The organism is Microbacterium sp. NPDC058389 (assembly GCF_042722305.1).
Taxonomy (GTDB): domain Bacteria; phylum Actinomycetota; class Actinomycetes; order Actinomycetales; family Microbacteriaceae; genus Microbacterium.
In genome coordinates, this window is record NZ_JBHXJQ010000004.1 from 31,241 (window position 1) to 52,465 (window position 21,225).

Sequence of the window (21,225 nt, forward strand, 5' to 3'; positions counted from 1 at the left end):
GTGTATCCGGGACGCCCGGCATCCACTCCTCCGAGGTCTTCTCAGCCCAGACGCTCGACCGTGTAGTCGATGCAGCGGATCAGCTGGCGCACGTCGTCGGGCTCGATCGACACGAACGTCGCGATGCGCAGCTGGTTGCGGCCGAGCTTGCGGTACGGCTCGGTGTCGACGATGCCGTTGGCGCGCAGGCTCTTGGCGACCGCGGCGGCGTCGACCGCGTCGTCGAAGTCGATCGTCACGACGACGGGGGAGCGATCGGCCGCGTCGGCCACGAACGGTGTCGCGTACGAGGATGCCTCGGCCCAGTCGTACAGCGCCTGCGAGGACTCGCGGGTGCGCGCGTCCGCCCACTGCAGCCCGCCGTTGCCGTTGATCCACGACAGCTGCTCGTCGAGGAGGAACAGCGTCGCGAGCGCGGGGGTGTTGAGCGTCTGGTTGAGGCGCGAGTTGTCGACCGCCTGCTTGAGGCTCAGGAACTCGGGGATGTAGCGGCCCGACGCGGCGATGCGCTCGATGCGCTCGACCGCCGCGGGCGAGACGATCGCGAACCACAGGCCGCCGTCCGAGCCGAGGTTCTTCTGCGGCGCGAAGTAGTAGACGTCGGCCTCGTGCACCGAGAAGTCGATGCCGCCCGCGGCGCTGGTCGCGTCGATGACCGTGAGCGCGCCGTCGTCGCCGCGGACGCGCTGCACCGGTGCCGCCACACCCGTAGAGGTCTCGTTGTGCGGCCACGCGTACACGTCGACACCCTCGACGGCCTCGGCGACGGTGCGGGTGCCGGCGGGCACCTCGCGCACGTCGGGGGCTTCGAGCCACGGTGCGCCGGCCGCCTTGGCGAACTTGCCGCCGAACTCTCCGAACACCAGGTTCTGCGCGCGCTTCTCGATGAGGCCGAACGACGCGGCGTCCCAGAACGCGGTCGAGCCGCCGTTGCCGAGGATGACCTCATACCCGTTGGGGGCGCGGAACAGCTCCCGCAGACCGGCGCGGACGCTGCCGACGAGATCCTTGACGGGAGCCTGGCGGTGCGACGTGCCCATGAGGGCCGCGCCGCGCCCGGCGAGGGCGTCGAGGTGGGCGGGGATGATCTTCGACGGGCCGCACCCGAAGCGTCCGTCGGCGGGCAGGATCTCTCGGGGAAGCTCGATGTGCGCCATGGGTCGATTCTAGAGACGCGCCGCGTCGGCGCCGACCGCGTGACGGGCGGTGACGCCTGCCGTGCGGCCCGACGCGCACGGCCTCGGTGTCGGGTGCAGAGGATAGGCTGGCCTTTGCCCCTTGAGAACTGAGGACACCGCGATGACCGACCTGATCGACACGACCGAGATGTACCTGCGCACGATCCTCGAGCTCGAAGAGGAGAACATCGTGCCCCTCCGCGCCCGCATCTCGGAGCGCCTGGGCCACTCGGGCCCGACCGTGTCGCAGACGATCGGCCGCATGGAGCGCGACGGTCTCGTCGTCGTGTCGGAGGACCGCACCCTCGAGCTGACCGACGCCGGCCGCCAGAAGGCCGTCGACGTCATGCGCAAGCACCGCCTCGCCGAGCGTCTGCTGTCGGATGTCATCGGGCTGGACTGGGCGTACGTGCACGAAGAGGCGTGCCGGTGGGAGCACGTCATGAGCGAGCAGGTCGAGCGCCGTCTCGTCGAGTTGCTCGGGCACCCCACCGAGTCGCCCTACGGCAACCCGATCCCGGGCCTCGACCAGCTGGGCGACGTGCCGGCGAACGGGTTCGAGCAGGGCGTCGTGGGCCTCGTCCGCCGCCTCAACGACGCCGGCGAGCCCATCACCGGCACCGTGCGCCGCCTCGCCGAGCCGGCGCAGGTCGACCCCGAGCTGCTGCAGCAGCTGAAGGGCGCGGGCGTGGTGCCCGGCGCGATCGGCGACTACCGCTTCAACGAGGGGTACGTCCTCGTGCAGATGCAGGGCAGCGACGAGGGTCTCGAGCTCCCGGTCGAGCTCGCATCGCACATCTTCCTGGTCGACGAGACCCGCTGATCCTGGGGATGCCGCCACCTCGGTGGCCGGCATCCAGAGGTTTGCCAGGCGCGTAGCGTGACAGAATCGTGACCTTCGGGTAGCCTCGAACAGTCCACCAGGCGAGAAGCCCGCCGACCGGACCCCGCGTGGATCGCCTCTCCGGCTCGTCCTCCCCGCGGTGAAATCGCGCAGCGTGTCCCGACATCTGCGCCCACGCACACCCGACGAGCCAGGCGCCCCGGCGCAGAGGCGCCGGAGGACAGTTTGGCTGAAGAGATCGAGTCGCACGCGAACCAACCCGAGCACGACGCGACCCATCAGACCCGTCGCGCGCGCACGCGCCAGACCGCTCCCGCGAGACGCTCGCGCAGTTCCGCGGCGCCCGCGAAGTCCGCTCCCGCGACGACGTCCGCGTCCACGCGCCCGGCCGCGAAGAAGGGCCGCATCGCCAAGCCGCTGCGGAGCCTCGTCATCCTGACGATGGTCGGCGGTCTCGTCGCGACGGTCGCGCTGCCGGCATTCGCCGCCGGCGCCGCCAAGAGCGGCGACGAGTCCGTGACGCTGCAGCAGATGGCCATGGACGACGCGCAGACCTTCGTGGCGGCATCCGACTCGACGAGCACCGAGCTGTCGCGCGACAGCTACTCGGCCACCACCGCCGAAGAGATCGACAAGAAGAAGGCCGCCGAGGCGGCGGCCGAGCGGGCCCGCGAGGCGGCGAAGCGTGCGTCGGCGGCATCCGTCGGCACCAACATCGCCCTCACGTCGCCAGGCACCGGCGAGGTGCGCTGGCCGCTCCTCAGCTTCACCAAGGGCCGCGGCCTGTGGGATTCGGGCTACCACCAGGGCGTCGACCTGCTCGCGCCCTGCGGCCAGCCCGTCTACGCGACGGCCGCCGGCGTCGTGAAGGTCTCGCAGGAGAGCTACGGCGGCTACGGCGTCGCCGTCTCGATCGACCACGTCCTCGGCGGTCAGCGCGTCAACTCGCTGTACGGCCACATGACGTACGGCTCGCGCCAGGTCGCGGTGGGCCAGACGGTCGAGGCAGGTCAGCTCATCGGCCTCGTCGGCAGCACCGGCAGCTCGACCGCCTGCCACACGCACTTCGAGATCCACATCAACGGCTCGGTCGTCGACCCGTGGGCGTGGCTGCAGGCCAACGCCGGCTGAGCCTGTCGAAGCCTGAGCCTGTCGAAGCCTGAGCCTGTCGAACCCCGAATCTGCAACACAGCAGAACGATGCCCCGTGCCACTGGCGCGGGGCATCGTTCTTCGACACGCCACGCGGCGTTCACGGTCTGCATCGCCCTCGTGTCTGCAGGGTGCGTTACCCTGAAACCCGACGCTGAGAGAGCGGAGGGAGCCGATGGGCTGCACACCACGCATCCGAACCATGGATGCGCTCGGATTGCTCGTCCTTCGGCATTGCATGAGTGGATGCCGCGGCACTGCCGTGGCGCGTGGGCGCTGTCTGTGAGACAGCGCCTTTTTTCATGCCCCTGAGCCCTTGATCGTCATGTGATTCGAATCACCGGAAAGCCGTTCCGGCCGTTCGAGAGGATGATCAATGCGCACACTGGTGCTGAACGCAGGTTACGAGCCGCTCGCGGTCGTGTCGTTCAAACGGGCCCTCGTGCTCGTCATGAACGAGAAGGCGACGGTGATCGAGCACACCGAGATGGATCCGGTGTGGGGGACCAGACGCTCGTATGAACGCCCGGCCGTGATCATCCTGACCCGCTACGTGCGCGTGCCGGGCGGACGCCACGTGCCGGTGACGCGGCGGGGCGTGCTGCGGCGTGACAACCACCACTGCGCCTACTGCGGCAAGTCGGCCTCGACGATCGACCACGTGCTGCCGCGCTCGCGCGGCGGTGCGGACTCGTGGGAGAACCTCGTGGCGTGCTGCCTGCGGTGCAACAACGTCAAGGGCGACCGCACCCCGCAGGAGATGGACTGGGAGCTGCGGTTCACCCCGCGTCCGCCGCGCGGCGTGCAGTGGACGGTGCGAGGCACCGAGCGCACCGATCCGCGGTGGGAGCCGTATCTGACGCTCGCGGCGTGAGGCGACGTCGCCGATGTTCCCGGCTCAGTCTCCGGAAGCGTCGAAGAGCTCGGCGGCGATGTCGGGCACGTAGTTCTCGAGGTTGCGCGGCGGACGTTCGTAGCCGCGGGCGGGCGCGCGCGGCGGGATGACGACATCCTCGCGTTCGACCATCTCGTAGGGGATCCGCGACAGCAGGTGCGACATCATGTTGATTCGGCTGCGGCGCTTGTCGACGGAGGGCACTTCGTACCACGGCGCTTCGGGGATGTCGGTGTGCACGAACATGCTGTCCTTCGCGCGGGAGTAGTCCTCCCACTTCGTGATCGACAGCACGTCGTTCGGGCTGAGCTTCCACCGGCGCATCGGGTCCTCGGCGCGTGAGCGGAACCGGTTCTCCTGCTCGACGTCCGACACGCTGAACCAGTACTTCAGGAGGAGGATGCCGTCCTCCACGAGCATCCGCTCGAAGATCGGCGCCTGGTGCAGGAACCGGTGGTACTCCGCGTTCGTGCAGTACCCCATGACGTGCTCCACGCCGGCGCGGTTGTACCAGGAGCGGTCCATGAGCACGATCTCGCCCGCCGCGGGCAGGTGGGGCACGTAGCGCTGGAAGTACCACTGGCTGCGCTCGCGTTCGGTCGGCGTGGGCAGCGCGACGATCCGGGTCACGCGGGGGTTCATGTACTCCGACACGCGCTTGATCGTGGAGCCCTTGCCGGCGGCATCCCGTCCCTCGAAGATCACCACGATGCGGGCGCCGGTGGACTGCACCCACGCCTGCATGTCGACGAGCTGGGCCTGCAGTCGGCGGAGCTCCCGCTCGTATGCCTTCTTCGGGATCCGCGGTTCGCTCATGGAACCCGAGGCTACACGTCAGGTCGCGGCCGGGGGAGTTCGATTGCTCGAACATAACTGTCGGAACCCGGCGGTACTCTCGTGTCCTGTGATTGAAAGGATAGAACATCTGTTCTATCCTGTGGGAATGGGGGCGATCGTGCAGCTCACGGCACAGCATGTGCACGAGCCCGTCGTGCAGGAGCGGGCGGGCGGGGAGCCTGCCGCGCTCGAGGCCATGGACGGGGGGCAGACCGGCGCGGTCGCGCGGCTGCGCGCCCAGCTCGAGAGGGTGCAGGGCCGGCGGCTGGACGCACCGGTGCTGCCGGTGCACCCCGCCCTGGCGTCGCTGCTGCCGGGCGGCGGCCTGCGTCCGGGATCGGCCTACTCCGTGCCGCGGTCGACGTCCCTGCTCCTGGCGCTCCTGGCCCAGCCCTCGCGCGCGGGCTCCTGGTGCGCGGTGCTGGGGATGCCGCGGCTCGGTGCCGAGGCGGCCGAGGGGCTGGGGGTCGATCTGTCGCGCCTCGTGCTCATCCCCGATCCCGGCGCGCGCTGGCTCGCGGTGACCGCGACCGTGGCCGAGGTGCTCCCGGTGGTCGCGGTGCGGCCATCCGGGCGGGCGCCCGACGGTGAGGTCGCGCGTCTGGCGGCACGGCTTCGCGACCGCGGCGCCGTGCTGCTGGTGCAGGGGCCGTGGCCGCAGGCGGAGGCGGTGATCGATGTGGGCGAACCGGCCTGGGAGGGCGTCGGCCGCGGCCATGGGTACCTCTCCGGCAGGGCGGTGACGCTCACGTCGTCCAGCCGCCGGTGGCCGCGGTCTCGGCGTGCCCGCGTGATGCTTCCGGATGCCGCCGGCCACGTCTCCGTCGCGCCTGAGCGGATGCATCCGGTCGGGGCGCGGCGGTCGGACGCGGTGTCCGACCCGGGCGACGTCCTCGGCTCTGCGATCAGGGCGGTGGGGTGACATGGCGCCGACGGCTCCGGTCCGGAGCCTCGTGCTGTGGTTCCCGGATTGGCCGGTCACGGCACTGGAGAGGGAGGCCGGCGCGACCGGGCAGAAGGCCTCCCAGACCGGGGAACGTCCGTGGGGCGGTGGGGAGCGGGCCGCGGCCGCCGTGGCGCGGCATCCCCTCGCCGTCGTCGAACGCAACCTCGTCGTCGCGTGCTCGGCCCCGGCCCGTGCGGAGGGGGTGCGGCGCGGGCAGCGCCGGCGCGACGCCCAGGCGCGCTGCCCGGGACTCGCCGTCGTGGCGGCCGACGCGGCGCGCGACCAGCGCGCGTTCGCACCGGTGGTGGCGCTGATCGAGGAGCGCGCACCCGGCGTGCAGCTGGTGCGGCCGGGACTGTGCGCGCTGCGCGCACGCGGACCGGCGCGGTACTACGGCGGCGAGGTCGAGGCGGCGCGCATGCTGCTCGCAGCGCTGCGCGACCAGGGGCTCGAGGGGGTGCGGGCGGGGATCGCCGACGGGCCGTTCACCGCCGAGCAGGCGGCGCGCGGCGGCACGAGCGCCGACGATCCGGTGTTCGTGGTGCCGGCCGGGGGAGCGGCCGGATTCCTGGCGCCGCTGTCGGTCTCGGTGCTCGATGCGGCGGCCGGCGGGGCGTCCGGCAAGGAGGGGGCGGCCGACCTCGTCGGGCTGCTGGCGCGATTGGGGGTGCAGACCCTGGGCGGGTTCGCCGAGATGCACCCCGACCGGGTGCGCGAACGGTTCGGCGAGCGGGGGGTGAGGCTCCATGCTCTGGCGGCTGGGCATGATTCGCGACCTGTCGAGCCGCGCACCCCGCCGCCCGAGCTGCAGCGGGAGGTCGCTTTCGAGCCGCCGCTGGAGATCGCCGACCAGGTGGCGTTCGCGATGCGTGTCACCGCCGACGACTTCGTGGCGGGGCTCGGTGCGATCGACCTCGTGTGCACCGAGCTGCGCGTCGAGCTCGTCGGCGACCGGGGCGAGCGCAGCGAGCGGGTGTGGCTGCATCCCGGATCGTTCGATGCGCCGGCGATCGTCGACCGCGTGCGCTGGCAGCTCGCCGAGGACGTGGGTGCGGGGGACGCCGGCGAGCCCGGGGGCCCCGAGAAGCGCGGGCTGCGCAGCGGCGTGGCGCTGGTGCGGATCTCTCCCGAAGCGGTGGATGCGGCATCCCACCACGCTCCCGCGCTGTTCGGCGGGGGTCCCGAGCAGCGCGTGCACCACGCGCTGTCACGCGTGCAGGCGATGCTGGGGCATCGCGGCGTGCTCACTCCCGTGATCGGCGGCGGGCGGTGGCTGGCCGAGCGGCAGGTGCTCGTGCCGTGGGGCGACAAGGACGCGCGCGACCGGCGGGCCGGTGCGCGTGCCCCCGGGGCCGCGGGTGCGGGGGGTCTCGCGGCACAGCGGGCCCGGCCGTGGCCCGGGAGCCTGCCCGACCCGCTGCCGACGACGGTGTTCGCGGACCCGGTGCCGGTCGACGTGCGCGCGCTCGGCGGCGAGCTCGTCGACGTGGATGAGCGGGGAACCGTGTCGGCGGTGCCCGCGTTCCTGACCGAGAGCGGGCGGCGGCGGGCGATCGAGGCCTGGGCGGGGCCGTGGCCGGTGGTGGAGCGGGGATGGGATGCCGCGCGCTCGCGCCGTGCGCATCGGTTCCAGGTCGTCGACGCCGACGGGGGAGCCTGGCTGCTCGTGTGCGACGGCGACGCCTGGACCGCGGAGGCGACGTATGACTGAATCCTCCCGGTCCCTGTGCTTCGACAGGCTCAGCAACCGGGCGAAGGGGCGCTGATGGGCTTCAACAACCCCGGGGTGCCGTGGTCCGAGATGGAGCGCGTGCTGTCGGGCCGCCGCCGGCCGGACGCCCCGCCGGTGGGCGCGGACGGCGGCGACAGCCCGGCGTGGTCGCACAAGCGGGGGCCGTATGTCGCCCCCGCGATCGAGCGCCCGATCGACGCGATCCCGTACGCCGAGCTGCACGCGCACTCGTCGTACTCGTTCCTCGACGGGGCGTCCTCGCCCGAGGAGCTGGCAGAAGAGGCCGAGCGTCTGGGACTGCACGCGCTGGCGGTGACTGACCACGACGGCTTCTACGGCATCGTGCGCTTCGCCGAGGCGGCCGAGACGCTGCAGCTGAAGACCGTGTTCGGTGCCGAGCTCTCGCTCGAGCTGCCGAAGCCGCAGAACGGCGAGGCCGACCCGGTCGGCGACCACCTGCTCGTGCTCGCCCGCGGCGAGGAGGGGTATCACCGGCTGGCGGGCGCGATCACGCACGCCCAGCTGCAGGGGGCTGAGAAGGGGCGTCCGGTCTACGACCTCGACGAGCTGGCGGCACAGGCCGACGGCCAGTGGGCCGTGCTCACCGGGTGCCGCAAAGGGGCGGTGAGGCGTGCGCTGGCGTCGGCGTCCGGAACGGCGGGGGCGGATGCCGCGGCCGTCGAGCTCGACCGGCTCGTGACGCTGTTCGGCCGCGACGCCGTGCACGTCGAGCTCATCGACCACGGCAACCCGCTCGACTCCCGTGACAACGACGTGCTGGCCGGACTTGCGCGGGAGCGGGGCCTGCCGCTGCTGGCCACGAACAACGTGCACTACGCGGTGCCGAAGCGGCAGCTGCTGGCCGCAGCGGTCGCGGCGGTGCGCGCGAACCGGGGGCTGGACGAGCTCGACGGCTGGCTGCCCGCCCACGCCGGCGCCCACCTGCGGTCGGGGGCCGAGATGGCGGAGCGGTTCGTGCGGTTCCCCGATGCGGTCGCGCGCACCGTGACGCTCGCCGACGAGCTCGAGTTCCCGTTGCGCAAGGCGAAGCCGGCGCTGCCGAAGCAGAAGGTGCCCGAGGGGCACACGCCGATGTCCTGGCTGCGGCACCTGGTCTGGGAGGCGGTGCCGCGCAAGTACCCGAACCTGACCGAGGCGAACCGCGCGCGCATCGAGAAGGAGCTCGGGGTCATCGAGATGAAGGACTTCCCCGGCTACTTCCTGATCGTCCACGGCATCGTGCAGTTCGCCCGGAGCCGGGGCATCCTCTGCCAGGGGCGCGGGTCCGCCGCCAACAGCGCCATCTGCTACCTGCTCGACATCACCGCGGTCGACGCGATCGGGTACGACCTGCCGTTCGAGCGGTTCCTGTCGAGTCTGCGCGAGGAGGAGCCCGACATCGACGTCGACTTCGACTCCGACCGCCGCGAAGAGGTCATCCAGTGGGTGTACCGGGAGTACGGACGCGACCGCGCGGCTCAGGTCGCGAACGTCATCCAGTACCGGCCCAAGAACGCCGTCCGCGACATGGCGAAGGCGCTCGGTCACTCGCCGGGTCAGCAGGACGCGTGGTCGAAGCAGATCGAGGGCTGGGGCGCGCTGCTCGAGACCGGTGCCGGGCATGACATCCCCGACCAGGTGCTCGAGTTCGCCGGCGAGCTGCTGAAGGCGCCTCGGCATCTCGGCATCCATTCCGGCGGCATGGTGCTCACCGACCGGCCGGTGGGCGAGGTCGTGCCGATCGAGCACGCCCGCATGGAGAACCGCACCGTGATCCAGTGGGACAAGGACGACGCCGCCTGGATGGGGCTGGTCAAGTTCGACCTCTTGGGACTCGGGATGCTGGCGGCCCTGCAGTACTGCTTCGACATGATCCGCGCCTCGACGGGCGAGGACTGGGAGCTGTCGACCATCCCCAAGGAGGAGAAGGCGGTCTACGACATGCTGTGCCGCGCCGACTCGATCGGGGTCTTCCAGGTCGAGTCGCGCGCGCAGATGGGACTGCTGCCGCGGCTGCAGCCACGACGGTTCTACGACCTCGTCATCGAGATCGCGCTCATCCGCCCCGGACCGATCCAGGGCGGCGCGGTGCATCCGTTCGTCAAGCGCAAGCTCGGGCAGGAGCCCGTCACCTATGCGCACCCGAAGCTCGAGCCCGTGCTGGAGCGTACGCTCGGCATCCCGGTGTTCCAGGAGCAGCTCATGCAGATGGGCATGGCCGTCGGCGGTCTCACCGGCGAGGACGCCGACCTGCTGCGCCGGGCGATGGGCTCCAAGCGGGGGGTCGAGCGCATCGATTCGCTGAAGAAGAAGCTGTACGCAGGAATGAAGAAGGAGGGCCTCGTCGGCGAGGAGGCCGACGCGATCTACGCCAAGATCCAGGCGTTCGCGAACTTCGGGTTCGCGGAGTCGCACTCGCTGTCGTTCGCTCTGCTCGTGTACGCGAGCTCGTGGATCAAGCTGCACTACCCGGGCGCGTTCCTCGCCGGTCTGCTGCGCGCGCAGCCGATGGGCTTCTACTCCCCGGCCACCCTGGCCGCCGACGCGCGGCGCCACGGCGTCGAGGTGCGCCGCCCCGACCTGCATGCGTCGGGTGTCGAGGCGCTGCTCGAGCCGGTGGCTGCCGAGCCTCGGTCGTTGAGCGAGGGAGCGCCAGCGACCGAGACGAAACGCAGTGAGTGCACGGACGACCTCGTGCCGGACCGCGTTTCGTCTCGCTTCGCTCGCTCAACGACCGGAATGGATTCGTGCCTGCAGCGCGATCAGCCGCCGGTCGGGACGTTCGACCTCGGGGCTCCGGACGAATCGGCCGCGCACCGTCGAGACGGCGGGTTCGCGGTGCGCCTGGGACTGGCAGGGGTGAAGGGCATCGGCGCGACGGTCGCGCAGCGGATCGTCGCGGCGCGCGAGGGCGGGGGAGAGTTCCGGGATCTGCGTGACCTGGTGCGCCGCACGAGCATCACGGCCGCGCAGGTCGAGGCGCTGGCGACGGCGGGGGCGTTCGAGTGCCTGGGAGTCAGCCGGCGCGAGGCGATCTGGCTGGCGGGATCGGCGGCGCAGGACCGCCCCGAGTTCCTCCCCGATTCCCTCATCGCCGTGCAGCCGCCGCTGTTCCCCGATCCGACGAGCTACGAGCGTCTCGCGGCGGACCTGTGGGCCACTGGCATCTCGACCGACGACCACCCGCTGACCCACTACCGCTCCGGACTCGACGCGCGCGGGGTCCTGACCTCGCGCGAGCTGCGCAGCTATGAGACCGGCCGCCGGGTCGAGGTGGCAGGACTGGTGACGCACCGGCAGCGCCCGGCGACGGCATCCGGGATCACCTTCATCAACCTCGAGGACGAGCACGGCCTCGTCAACATCGTGTGCTCGATCGGCGTCTGGAACCGCTACCGCCGTGTCGTGCGGGACTCGCCGGCGCTGATCGTCCGCGGTCTGCTGGAGCGCTCGGTCGAGGGGGTGACGAACCTCGTCGCCGACGCGTTCGAAGACCTGCGCGTGGGCGTGGAGCACCGGGCGAGGGACTTCCGGTGAGCCGCGGCCGGCTGCGCACTCTCCGCGGGGAATGCCGCGACCTGGGCGCCCGGGTCTGTCGCCCTGTCAGGACGGAGCGACGACCACGAAATAGCTGCAGTCGTCACCCCCGGCGTTCTCGTACGTGCACTCGGCCGGGTCGCCGAGGATCAGCCGGTCTCCGGCCTCGAGCCGGTGCACCGTGTCGCCTTCGTGAAAGGTCAGCGTGCCGTCGGTGACCCAGATGAGGTGCCGGCTGAACACATAGGTCGCGGCCGGGTAGGTGACCCGCGCTCCCGGCGGCAGGTGCACCTCGGTGACGTCGACGGGGAACACCGGAGCGGCGGCGACCTGACGGCGCCGGTAGCCGGTGTCGGGGTCGGTCCAGCTCGCCCGTGCGCGGTCGCGCAGCACCCCCGAGCCGGGCGCGGACGGACGGCTCAGCAGGCCCGAGACGGTGAGCCCGAGCGCGGCGGCCAGCTTCCCCAGCAGTGCCGCGGTCGGGCTGCTCACGCCGCGCTCGATGCGATCGATCATGGCGCGGGAGACTCCGGATGCCGCGGCCAGTTCGCTGCCCGACCAGCCGCGCTGCTCGCGAGCGGACCGGACGGCGGCGCCGACGTCAGGATCCTCGGTGGCTGATATCTGCGACATATGTCTACTATATTGCGATGACCCTTCTCCGCCATGCCGAGGACGCCGACCTCGACGCGATCCTCGCCATCCACAACGACGCGATCGCCCACTCGCGTGCGATCTGGACCGACGCGCTCGTCGACCGGCGTGAACGCGAGGAGTGGCTCGCGAGCCGCCGCGAGGCCGGGCATCCCGTCATCGTCGCCGACGTCGACGGCACGATCGCCGGCTACGCGAGCTACGGCCCGTGGCGGCACAAGTCGGGGTACCGCTACACCGTCGAGGACTCGATCTACCTCGACGGCGAGTTCCGCGGGCAGGGCATCGGCGCGCGGCTGCTGGGTGAGCTGATCGCCCTCGCCCGCGCGGCGGGCATGCGCGTCATGATCGCCGACATCGAGTCCGGCAACACCGCATCGATCCGGCTGCACGAGCGCTTCGGATTCACCCACGTCGGCACACTGCGTCACGTGGGCACGAAGTTCGACGCGCGGCTCGACCTCGCCATCCTGCAGCTGCCGCTCGACGACTGACCGCCGGTGCCTCACACGGGACGGCGGATCCGCTCGCGGACGTCGATCAGCGCGGCGTCCAGGTCGGGGTGCGCGAACGCGAACCCCGCCGTCGTCAGGGTCTCGGGCACCACCCATCGGCTCTTGACGAGGAGTTCCGCCTCCGAGCGCATCGCCCACATCCCGGCCTCGAGCATGAATCGCCGCACCGGGAGTCCGAACGGGGCGCCGACCGTGCGCCGCAGAGTGCGCATGAGGGTGCGGTTGTCGCAGGGATGCGGCGACGCGAGGTTGACCGGGCCTTGCAGCCGCTCGTCGTCGCGGATGAACCGGATCGCTCCCACGACGTCGTCGAGGTGGATCCAGCTGAACTTCTGGCGACCGTGCGTGCGGTGCCAGGGGGCTCGGTCCGTCCCCGTCGCGTGTTCGCCGATGCCGCGATAACGGCGGTGGGGCGGGCACCAGCCGTCGGACTGCGTGCCGCCGAGCCCCGTGCGGGCGAGGGCGAGCAGCATCCGCGTCGCGGGTCCGTCCCCGATGACGATCGCCATGCGCAGCGCGGCGCGCCGCGTGCCGGGCAGGACTCCGGCGAAGAATGCGCGCTCCCACGAGGTCGCGACGTCCACCGAGAACCCCGTGCCGATCACGCCGGTGGACTCGGTGTTCGGGCGTTCCATCTCGTGCCGGTAGATCGTCGCCGTAGAGGCGTTGAGCCATAAGCGGGGTGGCCGCTGGGCCGTGGCGATCGCCGCTCGCAGCGAGTTCGTCGTGCGCAGGCGGGAGTCGAGGATCTCGCGTCGATTGCGATCGCTGTAGCGGCAGTTCACGGACTTCCCCGCGAAGTTGAGGACGATGTCGGCGCCGTCGACGGCGGTCCGGATCGCGTCGGCATCGCTCCACGGGATCCCCGTGCTGCGGCCGATGATGCGAAGCCGGTACCCGTCCGCCGCCAATGCCTCTGCGACGGCGCGTCCGACGAAGCCGCTCGCTCCCGCGATCACCGCGACAGGCTGCTCACCCATGTCCATGACTCGACGGTACACGTTTCTGAACATGTTCAGTAATCGCGATCTGCCGATCGGGCGGAGCGGGCGGCATCCATCGATGTCGTCGAGGCGGCGGCATCCCGGGTCCCGGGCTCCGGACCTTCCGCGCCTCTCGACGGCGTCCGTCGGCGGGCGTAGCCTGACGCTCATCAGTGGGGAGGAACCGTGAAGAGGCGACCGGCGCAGCGCGTGATCACCACGGACGAGCGGCTCGCGCGTTACGCATACCTCTTGGGGAACGTGCCGGCGAGCGTCGCCGACAAGTCGTTTGCGGCCGCCTTCGCCGGGCTGTCCGACCTGCAGCGGCAGAACCTTCTGGACGAACTGTGCTCACTGCTGCCGATCGCGCCGACACGACCGCGTGCCGACGACCCCGCCGCGTTCGCGGTGTTCATGCACGACCTGTACGCGCGCGATGCCTTCGTACGTGTCAGCGGCGCCGACGTGCTCGCGGCCTCGTTCATCGGCAGCAGCCCGATCGCGGCGTACTTCACCGCCGGCGCCGGCTCGGTGACGATCGAGCATCAGCCGCTGTGGGTGCAGGAGCTGGTCGGCCATGAGACGGCACCCATCGACAGCGGACGGATGCATCATCGTCCCGGCGTGAACTCGGGCGACTGGTACATCTGAAGCCCCTTCGGCGGGCGATCTCCTACGATGTCGGCATGACCGATGGCGTGCGCAATGTCGAGACCGCTCTCTCGTCGTTCTCCGAGCACTGGCAGCCTCACCGGCTGACGAGTGTCAACGACTACGACGTCAAGGTCGTGAAGCTGCAGGGCGAGTTCGTGTGGCACACCCACCCCGACACCGACGAGCTGTTCATGGTGGTGCGCGGCGAGCTCACGATCCAGCTGCGAGACGGGGACGTCGTGCTGGGGCCGAATGACGTGTTCGTGGTTCCGAAGGGCGTCGAGCACTGCCCGCGGGCCGACGAGGAGGTGCACGCGATCCTCTTCGAGCCACAGGGCACCGTCAACACCGGGGACGCCGGCGGTGACCGTACCGCGCACCTCCAAGAGCTGGACTGAGCGGCGAGCCGCGATCGCCGCGCCGCGGCCACCGAGGATTCTGCCACTGCCGCCGGGCGTCGATGGCGGCTATCGTCGGCCTCAGACCGGCCAACGTGAGGAGCGGCAGTGGCGACGGAGCTCAACGAGGACGACATGATCGACGAGATCGTGGTTCGACTCACCGAGAAGTACCCTGCCCTCGGGCGAGACCGCGTCCAGATCGTCGTGGACGAGCAGCGGGTCGCGTTGAGCGGCGCGAAGGTGCGGGACTTCGTGCCGGTGCTCATCGAGCGTGCCGCGAAAGACCGGCTCAAGGCGGAGGCGAAGGCCGCGAAGCCGGCGTGACGACCGCCCGCGGCCTTGCGCGCCGACCCGCCGCGGACGAGATGCGCGGCGCCGACGGCGACGGGGGTCGCGTGGATCCCCGAGCGGGCGCATCCTGGGAGAGTGAGCGTGACACAGCCGGCGAGCGAGTACGAAGCCCTCGTGCACGTCGTCGACCGCCTCACGCGCCGATTCCCCGCGGTCGATGAAGCGACGATGCTGGTGCTGGTGGCCGAGCAGCTCGAACGCTTCGACGGCGCACGCCTCCGGTACTACGTGCCGGTGCTCGTGGAGGGCGCGGTGAGTCGCACCCTCCACACCTCGCCGTCGGCAGCGTGATCGTTCACCTGCCGCCTCGCCCTCGTTCACGCTGGTGTGGTCGACCGCGGCGGCCCGAAGTGGGACACTGCCGCCATGGGGATGGACGAGATCTGGGCGCGGCTCGCGCCCGACACGCAGGATTGGCTGATCGCCAACAACGGCGACGCGATCCCCGCTGACATCGCGGCCGAAATCGATGAACTCGTCGACGCCACCGGGGCGGACGAGGTGTGGGCCTTCGCGCCCGCGGCGCCCGCGACGGGATCGCTCGACCCCGACGATGTCGAGGATGCCGACGGTCTGGACGACGAGGACGACGAGCCCGGCGCCCGCTACCTCGCCGAAGAGGTCGTCGACTGGATCGAGGAGTATGCGAACGACGAGGACGGCGGCGGGACCCCGGCCCGGGACTGATCTCCGGACCGGGGTCGTCGGTGCTGCTCAGCGTCCGACCCCGACCCCGTCCGGCACGAGCGACGGGATGCTGCCGACGAACGCGCGGATGTCGTCAGCGAGCAGCTGAGGCGACTCCATCGCGGGGTAGTGGCCGCCTTCCGCGAACTCGCTCCAGTGGCCGATCGCGTTCCACGGGTCCATGATCCGACGCGTGAGGGGATGCGCGTCGAACACCGCCCAGCCGGTCGGCACGCCGGCGCCCATCGCCAGTGCGAGACCCGAATGCGCGGCCTCGTAGTAGAACTGGGCGCTCGACGCCCCGCTGCGGGTGAACCAGTACAGGCTGATGTTCGCGAGCAGCTGGTCGCGGTCGACGGTCTCGTCCGGGGCGCGGTACGTCGCGCCCACGCGGGTCTTGAACTTCTCGGCGATCCACGCGAGCTGGCCGACAGGGGAGTCGGTCAGCGCTGCGGCGATCGTGTCAGGGCGATGATCCTGCATGTCCAGGTACCCGCGCTCTGCCGCGTACACCTCGCGGATCGTGTCGAGCTGTGCGATCTCGTCGTCCGAGAGCCCCTCGGGCGAGGGGAACTTGACGCCCACGAGCCCGAGGACGGCACGGTCGACTCCGAGGTGCATGCCGATCACGCGCTCGGGGTGAATGGCGGCGAGGCGGCCGGCGATGCCGGAGCCGACGTCGGTGCCGTGCACGGCGAACCTCTCGTAGCCGAGTCGCGTCATGATCTCGGCGAAGGCGTCAGTCGTCCGCGACAGCTCCCACCCGGTGCTCGACAGCGGCGTGGAGAACCCGAAACCCGGCAGCGACGGGACGATCACGTGGAACCGGTCGGTCAGCAGCGGGATGAGCCCTTGGTAGTCGACGAACGAACTCGGCCAGCCGTGATTGAGCATCAGAGGTGTCGCGTGCGGATCCGCCGAGCGCACATGGACGATGTGGAAGGTCTGGCCGTCGACGACGGTCGTGAACTGTTCGAGCTCGTTGAGCCGCGCCTCCTGTGCGCGCCAGTCGAACCCGTCGCGCCAGTACGCGGCGAGTTCCCGGAGATAGGCCGACGGGATGCCGCGGCTGAAGTCGTCTCGGTCGTCGCGGTCCGGCACGGCGAACGGCCAGCGCGTGCGCGCGAGCCGGTCGCGCAGGTCGTCGAGGTCGGCCTGAGGGATGTCGATGTGGAAGGGGATGAGCGCGTCCTGAGTGTTCATGGTTCGACGTTCTCAACGATTGCGGCAGACGAGCTTCCGCGATCGCGAGGATGATGGAGCGCATGTTGGAGACCTCGGCCCGCCTCCTGGAGCTGCTGTCGTTGCTGCAGATCCGGCGGGACTGGACGAGCTCCGATCTCGCCGGCCGACTCGGCGTGAGCACGAGAACCGTGCGCAGCGACATCGGCAAACTGCGGGCGCTCGGATACCCGGTGGACGCACGTCCCGGCGTCGCGGGCGGGTACTGGCTGGCCGCCGGCACCGTGATGCCGCCACTGCTGCTGGACGACGACGAGGCCGTCGCCGTCGCGGTGGGGCTCGGTGCGGTCGCGACATGGCAGTTCGGGGTGGCGGAGACCTCGCTGACGGCGCTGGTGAAGCTCGAGCAGGTCATGCCCGCACAGCTGCGTCGGCGCGTGGCTGCGATCCGGGAGGCGACGAGCGTCGTCCCGGGCACCGAGGCACCGCTGGATCTCTCGGCGCTGGGTGTCGTCGCCTCGGCGATCCGCGGGCACGAACGGCTCCGATTCGGGTACACCAAGCCGGGCGGCCCCGAGGAGAAGCGGCACACCGAGCCGCAGCGGCTGGTGAGCTGGGGGCCGCTCTGGTACCTGTTCGCCTGGGATCTCGACCGAGACGACTGGCGCGTGTTCCGTGTCGACCGCATGGTCCCCGGTGCGCCGACGGGTGCGCGATTCAGACCGCGCACGATCCCAGCGGACGACGTCGTCCGCCATGTGGTGCGGCGCATCGTCCGGGCGGGCTGGCACTATCGCGCGCTCGTTCTCGTGCGGGCGCCCGCGGCGACGGTCGCCGCGAAGCTCGTCATTCCCGTCGACATCGAGGAGGTCGACGACGCCAGCTGTCGCGTCGAACTGGGCTCCGACGACCCGGACGCGCTCGCACTCTGGCTGACCCAGCTCGGAGCCGACGTCGAGGTGATCGAGGGAGAGGAGCTCGCCCTGGCGTTCGACAGGCTCGCGGCGCGCTTCCACCGCGCCGCCGGCGGCATGCCGACCTCGTGAAGCGGTGACGCGAACGCTCGATCCGCGTCCGCCCCTCCCGCTGGACCTCAGGGACGGTCGCTCCCGCGGGCACACGGAACGCGGATCGCTCCTTTGTGAGGGTTGCGGCCACGAATACGATCACGTCAACGCTCCGATCCGCGGTGCGCGAACCTGGAGCGTGCTGCGTGGGGAGCATCCTCGAACTTCCGATCATCGATGGCCCCGTCCCCTGGATCCTGTACGGGCTGGCCGCGGCCATCGCGCTGTACCTGCTCCTGCGCCGTCCCACCGTCCGGTGGCTGGTCACCGCCGCGATCGGGCTGGTCGGGGGCGCGGCGATCGGCGCGGCGCTCTACTTCCTCGCCAACGCGTCGGGCGCCTTCGGAGATCCCTTGCCGCCCGAAGTGCTGTGGTGGACGATGGCGACGCTCGCAGCGATCGGTCTGGCGATCGTGAACCTCTGGCACTCGCGCTGGTGGCGCAAGGTCATCGCGAGCGTGGGCATCGTCGTGTTCGCGCTCACCGGAGTGGTCGGGGTGAACGCGTTCTATGGCCTCAACCCCACCATTGCCAGCCTTCTCGGAGTTGTGACCGACAATCCGATCGTGTTGCCGACGGGAACGCCGACGGCGACGAACGGTGCACCCGGCAAGCCGCTCTACGAGACATGGAAGGCGCCCGCGGGCATGCCGGCGAAGGGAACCGTCGGAACGCAGACCATCCCCGCGACCGCGTCCGGGTTCGACGCCCGGCCCGCCGGTGTCTACCTGCCGCCCGCGGCGCTCGGAGCGGATGCGCCCGCGCTGCCCGTGATCGTCTTCATGATGGGATTCCCCGGGAACCCCGATGCCTCCTACATCGCGGCGACGCTGGACGAATACGCGGCGAAGCACAACGGCCTTGCTCCGATCGCGGTGGTCGCCGATCAGATCGGGCCCAGCGGGAACGACCCCGCCTGCGCCGACTCCCGGGCGTACGGGAACGCCCAGACCTACATCACCAAGGATGTCGTGGCGTGGATCAAGGCGAACCTGAAGGTGATCGACGATCCGCGATGGTGGGTGATCGGCGGATACTCGAACGGTGGCGGATGCGCCATCACGTACGCTGCGACGTATCCCGAGCTCTGGAAGAACGTGATCGACATCTCCGGCGAGCCGTTCCCGGGGTCCGAGGACGCGGACAGCGTCACTCAGCAGGTCTACGGCGGCGACAAGAACGCCTTCGAAGCGTCGAAGCCGGTGAACATCATGGCCGCCCATCCGGGCGCGTATCGGGGGATGACCGCCGCATTCACGGCTGGTGCCGAGGACCCGACCTACATGGATGCCGCGAAGACTGTCTCGCAGGCGGCGTCGGCCGCCGGCATGACCGTGACGAACCAGACGATCCCGGGCGCCGGTCATACGGGGGACGCTCTCACCAGCGGCCTCGAGATCACGATCGGCGCGATGTATCCCGTGCTCGGCCTCTCCGCGCAGTAGCGAGGCCGCGCGTGTCCTCCACCTCGACTGATGTGACCGCGCTGCCGACATCGTCGCTCGGCTGTCTATGGGCGGTACGTCGCGTCCGGTCGGGTGACGGTGCCGGCGGGCCGGGGGCCGGCCGAGCGCGCGCTCGGCGTGTGGGTGAAGTGCGGGCAGAGCGTTGACGATCCTGTCCCAGGCGTGGTGCAGTGTGCTCATGAACAGGCGACGGGCGTAAGCGCACACCGATGCCGAGGAGTCGGATCCGCGTGGCCGGGGCTGTGAGCCCACGTGTGATGATCGGCGCGGTCGTCTGCATCCTTCTCGCGGGTTCGTGGACGGCGGGCGCAGCCAACGGCACGGCGTCGGGCTCGACTCCGTACGCCGCAGCACCGCACGCCGTGCCGACCGACGCGGCCGATCCGACACCGAGCGGAACGCCCACGGACGGGCCGACTCCCACGCCCACGCCGACGGACGAGCCGACGCCGAGTCCGACCTCGACGGTCGCGCCCGACCCCACCGACTCGGTGTCTCCGTCGCCGGAACCGACGGCGACAGCGACGCCGACGCCCACGCCGACACCGACCCCGACGCGGACCGTGGCGCCGGCCATCCCACCGGCGATCACGACGTCGACGATCAGCCTGCCCACTCTGCTGATCGCGATCGCGGTCCTGGTCGCCGGGGCGGTTCTGGTGTGGGTGCTCGTGCGTCGCAGGCCCCCGGAGGCGCCGCGAGCAACCGCGGCCAGAAGCAGTCCGCCGGAGCCGGCGCCGGTGGTACTGGACGCGATGGCTTCCTTGGGTGCGTCGATGATCGACAGCGGGTACCCGGTCGGCCTGGTGCGGAGCACGCTGGAGGACATGGGGCGTGCCAACGGCATCGACGCCCAGGTCGTGGTCTTCCCCACCTCGATTCTGGTGTCTTCCGGTGACGGTGCCTCGCTGCAGACCCGGGTCGTCACGGCCGGGGACAGTTCGGCGCTGCTGTTCCAGGTCGACGCCGTCGATCGCATCGCCGGGGTGGCTCGCACGAAGTCGGGCGGTGCAGCACGGGTCCGCGGTCAGCTGGACCGCGTGCACACCATGCGGCCGCCTTTCAGCCCGCTGCAGCGGATCGGGGCGTATGCCCTGCTGTCCGCGGCGCTGAGCGTTCTCCTCGGATCCTCGTGGCCTGGCGTCGGGCTTGCGGGGCTGCTCGGGATCGGGGTGGGTGCGGTGCTTCTCAGCACCGAACGCGTGGATGCGGTCTTTCGGGCGCTCGTCGTCGTGGCGGTGTCGCTCGGAGTGGCGATGTCGGTGCTGCTGTTCGCCCGCGTCTACGACCCCGGAGTCCTTCCCGCGCTCGTCGCTCCGCTCGTCATGCTGCTGCCCGGAGGGCTGCTCACTGTCGCGGTGATCGAGCTCGCGACGGGCGACATCATGTCGGGTGCGGCTCGAGTCGCCTCCGGAGCGATGCGGCTTCTCCTCTTGTCGACCGGTGTCGTCGCCGCGGCCGCGCTGATCGGGGTACCTGCGACGACCGCGACGTCGTGGCCGCTCGGCCCGATCGTGCCCTGGGTCGCCGTCGCGGTCTTCGGGATAGGCATCGGCATCTACCAATGTGCGAGACCCTCGTCCATCGGCTGGATCCTCGTCGTGCTCTACGTCGCCTACGGCGCGCAGGTCATCGGCGACGTCTTCTTCGACGGAGTGCTCTCCGCCCTGGTGGGCGCTGCGGCGATGACCCCCGTCGCCGTGATGGTGGCGCGTCAGCGGACCGGGCCGCCGGCGTTGGTGAGCTTCCTTCCGGCATTCTGGCTCCTGGTGCCGGGAGCGCTGGGACTCATCGGCGTTGCCGGCGTCCTCGAGGGCGACTCGTCAGGGGTGGGCACTGTCGTCACGACGATCGCGACGATGGTCTCGATCGCCCTCGGCGTGCTGCTGGGACTCGCCGCGACCGGATCGGTGCGGGGGCTCAGGAACGCAGCACCCGAGGGCTGGATGGATGAGGAACCGGATGCGCGTTCCTCGGCGGCCGAGGCACACCGGGACGATGCCGGCCCGAATTCTGGGCGGCGCGACTGACTTCGTCCAGGTGACGTGGCTCAGAGCGAATCGCTCAGTCGTGGCCGCGCCAGGATGCTGCCTGCCAGCGTCCCCGCCGCGACTACGAGTGACGATGACCTCGAGGCTGAAGTGT

At 70.8% G+C, this 21,225-nt stretch carries 20 protein-coding genes; 15 read left to right on the forward strand and 5 right to left on the reverse strand.

Annotated features, from left to right (window positions below; all coding sequences use genetic code 11):
- Positions 1–41: 41 nt before the first annotated feature.
- Positions 42–1,157 carry a phosphoserine transaminase gene (gene serC / locus ACFWJ8_RS06980; protein ID WP_378810144.1) on the reverse strand — a complete coding sequence of 372 codons (1,116 nt, stop codon included), beginning with the start codon at positions 1,155–1,157 and terminating at the stop codon, positions 42–44.
- 142 nt (positions 1,158–1,299) lie between these two features.
- Between serC and ACFWJ8_RS06985 the strand changes: the two genes are divergently transcribed.
- The 3 genes from ACFWJ8_RS06985 (at position 1,300) to ACFWJ8_RS06995 (ending at position 4,047) form a co-directional block, all read left to right on the forward strand.
- Complete coding sequence (locus ACFWJ8_RS06985) at positions 1,300–2,001, forward strand: metal-dependent transcriptional regulator (protein WP_378810145.1); 702 nt, start codon at positions 1,300–1,302, stop codon at positions 1,999–2,001.
- A 246-nt stretch (positions 2,002–2,247) separates the two neighbouring features.
- Positions 2,248–3,153: a M23 family metallopeptidase gene (locus tag ACFWJ8_RS06990; RefSeq protein ID WP_378810147.1), complete on the forward strand. Its 906-nt coding sequence runs from the start codon at positions 2,248–2,250 to the stop codon at positions 3,151–3,153.
- A 396-nt stretch (positions 3,154–3,549) separates the two neighbouring features.
- Positions 3,550–4,047, forward strand: coding sequence for an HNH endonuclease (locus tag ACFWJ8_RS06995; RefSeq protein WP_378810148.1), 498 nt, complete (start codon positions 3,550–3,552; stop codon positions 4,045–4,047).
- Positions 4,048–4,071: 24 nt separating this feature from the next.
- Here the strand turns inward: ACFWJ8_RS06995 and ppk2 are convergent, their stop codons facing one another.
- Positions 4,072–4,884: a polyphosphate kinase 2 gene (gene ppk2, locus ACFWJ8_RS07000; protein ID WP_378810149.1), complete on the reverse strand. Its 813-nt coding sequence runs from the start codon at positions 4,882–4,884 to the stop codon at positions 4,072–4,074.
- 127 nt (positions 4,885–5,011) lie between these two features.
- Between ppk2 and ACFWJ8_RS07005 the strand changes: the two genes are divergently transcribed.
- Genes ACFWJ8_RS07005 through ACFWJ8_RS07015 form a run of 3 tightly spaced genes read left to right on the forward strand, consistent with a single transcriptional unit; the run spans position 5,012 to position 11,120 of the window.
- The gene (locus ACFWJ8_RS07005; RefSeq protein ID WP_378810150.1) at positions 5,012–5,827 is read left to right on the forward strand and encodes a hypothetical protein; all 816 of its coding nucleotides are present in this window, start codon (positions 5,012–5,014) and stop codon (positions 5,825–5,827) included.
- A gap of 1 nt (position 5,828) precedes the next feature.
- Positions 5,829–7,562 (forward strand): DNA polymerase Y family protein, encoded by a 1,734-nt coding sequence (locus tag ACFWJ8_RS07010; RefSeq protein ID WP_378810152.1) that lies wholly within the window; start codon positions 5,829–5,831, stop codon positions 7,560–7,562.
- A gap of 54 nt (positions 7,563–7,616) precedes the next feature.
- A complete protein-coding gene (locus ACFWJ8_RS07015) occupies positions 7,617–11,120 on the forward strand; it encodes an error-prone DNA polymerase (protein ID WP_378810153.1) in 3,504 nt (1,167 codons plus the stop codon).
- Between the two features lie 66 nt (positions 11,121–11,186).
- Here the strand turns inward: ACFWJ8_RS07015 and ACFWJ8_RS07020 are convergent, their stop codons facing one another.
- Complete coding sequence (locus ACFWJ8_RS07020) at positions 11,187–11,753, reverse strand: helix-turn-helix domain-containing protein (protein WP_378810154.1); 567 nt, start codon at positions 11,751–11,753, stop codon at positions 11,187–11,189.
- Positions 11,754–11,770: 17 nt separating this feature from the next.
- Here ACFWJ8_RS07020 and ACFWJ8_RS07025 point away from each other — a divergent pair, with 17 nt between their 5' ends.
- A complete protein-coding gene (locus tag ACFWJ8_RS07025; RefSeq protein WP_378810155.1) occupies positions 11,771–12,268 on the forward strand; it encodes a GNAT family N-acetyltransferase in 498 nt (165 codons plus the stop codon).
- Positions 12,269–12,279: 11 nt separating this feature from the next.
- Here the strand turns inward: ACFWJ8_RS07025 and ACFWJ8_RS07030 are convergent, their stop codons facing one another.
- Positions 12,280–13,275 (reverse strand): epimerase, encoded by a 996-nt coding sequence (locus ACFWJ8_RS07030; RefSeq protein ID WP_378810156.1) that lies wholly within the window; start codon positions 13,273–13,275, stop codon positions 12,280–12,282.
- Between the two features lie 183 nt (positions 13,276–13,458).
- Here ACFWJ8_RS07030 and ACFWJ8_RS07035 point away from each other — a divergent pair, with 183 nt between their 5' ends.
- From ACFWJ8_RS07035 to ACFWJ8_RS07055, 5 genes are all read left to right on the forward strand, one after another.
- Positions 13,459–13,923 (forward strand): hypothetical protein, encoded by a 465-nt coding sequence (locus ACFWJ8_RS07035; protein WP_378810158.1) that lies wholly within the window; start codon positions 13,459–13,461, stop codon positions 13,921–13,923.
- 35 nt (positions 13,924–13,958) lie between these two features.
- On the forward strand, positions 13,959–14,324 hold the full coding sequence (locus ACFWJ8_RS07040) for a cupin domain-containing protein (protein WP_378810159.1): 366 nt from the start codon (positions 13,959–13,961) through the stop codon (positions 14,322–14,324).
- A gap of 108 nt (positions 14,325–14,432) precedes the next feature.
- A complete protein-coding gene (locus tag ACFWJ8_RS07045; protein ID WP_378810160.1) occupies positions 14,433–14,651 on the forward strand; it encodes a three-helix bundle dimerization domain-containing protein in 219 nt (72 codons plus the stop codon).
- Positions 14,652–14,753: 102 nt separating this feature from the next.
- The gene (locus tag ACFWJ8_RS07050; RefSeq protein WP_378810161.1) at positions 14,754–14,969 is read left to right on the forward strand and encodes a three-helix bundle dimerization domain-containing protein; all 216 of its coding nucleotides are present in this window, start codon (positions 14,754–14,756) and stop codon (positions 14,967–14,969) included.
- Between the two features lie 75 nt (positions 14,970–15,044).
- A complete protein-coding gene (locus ACFWJ8_RS07055; RefSeq protein ID WP_378810162.1) occupies positions 15,045–15,365 on the forward strand; it encodes a hypothetical protein in 321 nt (106 codons plus the stop codon).
- A gap of 27 nt (positions 15,366–15,392) precedes the next feature.
- Here ACFWJ8_RS07055 and ACFWJ8_RS07060 read toward each other — a convergent pair whose 3' ends face one another.
- Positions 15,393–16,568 carry an epoxide hydrolase family protein gene (locus ACFWJ8_RS07060; RefSeq protein ID WP_378810164.1) on the reverse strand — a complete coding sequence of 392 codons (1,176 nt, stop codon included), beginning with the start codon at positions 16,566–16,568 and terminating at the stop codon, positions 15,393–15,395.
- Between the two features lie 62 nt (positions 16,569–16,630).
- On the opposite strand from ACFWJ8_RS07060, the gene ACFWJ8_RS07065 reads away from it, so the two are divergent.
- From ACFWJ8_RS07065 to ACFWJ8_RS07075, 3 genes are all read left to right on the forward strand, one after another.
- Entirely contained in the window at positions 16,631–17,593 is a 963-nt protein-coding gene (locus ACFWJ8_RS07065) for a helix-turn-helix transcriptional regulator (protein WP_378810165.1), read from the forward strand.
- Between the two features lie 167 nt (positions 17,594–17,760).
- Positions 17,761–19,059, forward strand: coding sequence for an alpha/beta hydrolase (locus ACFWJ8_RS07070; RefSeq protein ID WP_378810166.1), 1,299 nt, complete (start codon positions 17,761–17,763; stop codon positions 19,057–19,059).
- 263 nt (positions 19,060–19,322) lie between these two features.
- Positions 19,323–21,110 carry a threonine/serine exporter ThrE family protein gene (locus tag ACFWJ8_RS07075; protein WP_378810167.1) on the forward strand — a complete coding sequence of 596 codons (1,788 nt, stop codon included), beginning with the start codon at positions 19,323–19,325 and terminating at the stop codon, positions 21,108–21,110.
- Positions 21,111–21,225: the final 115 nt, after the last annotated feature.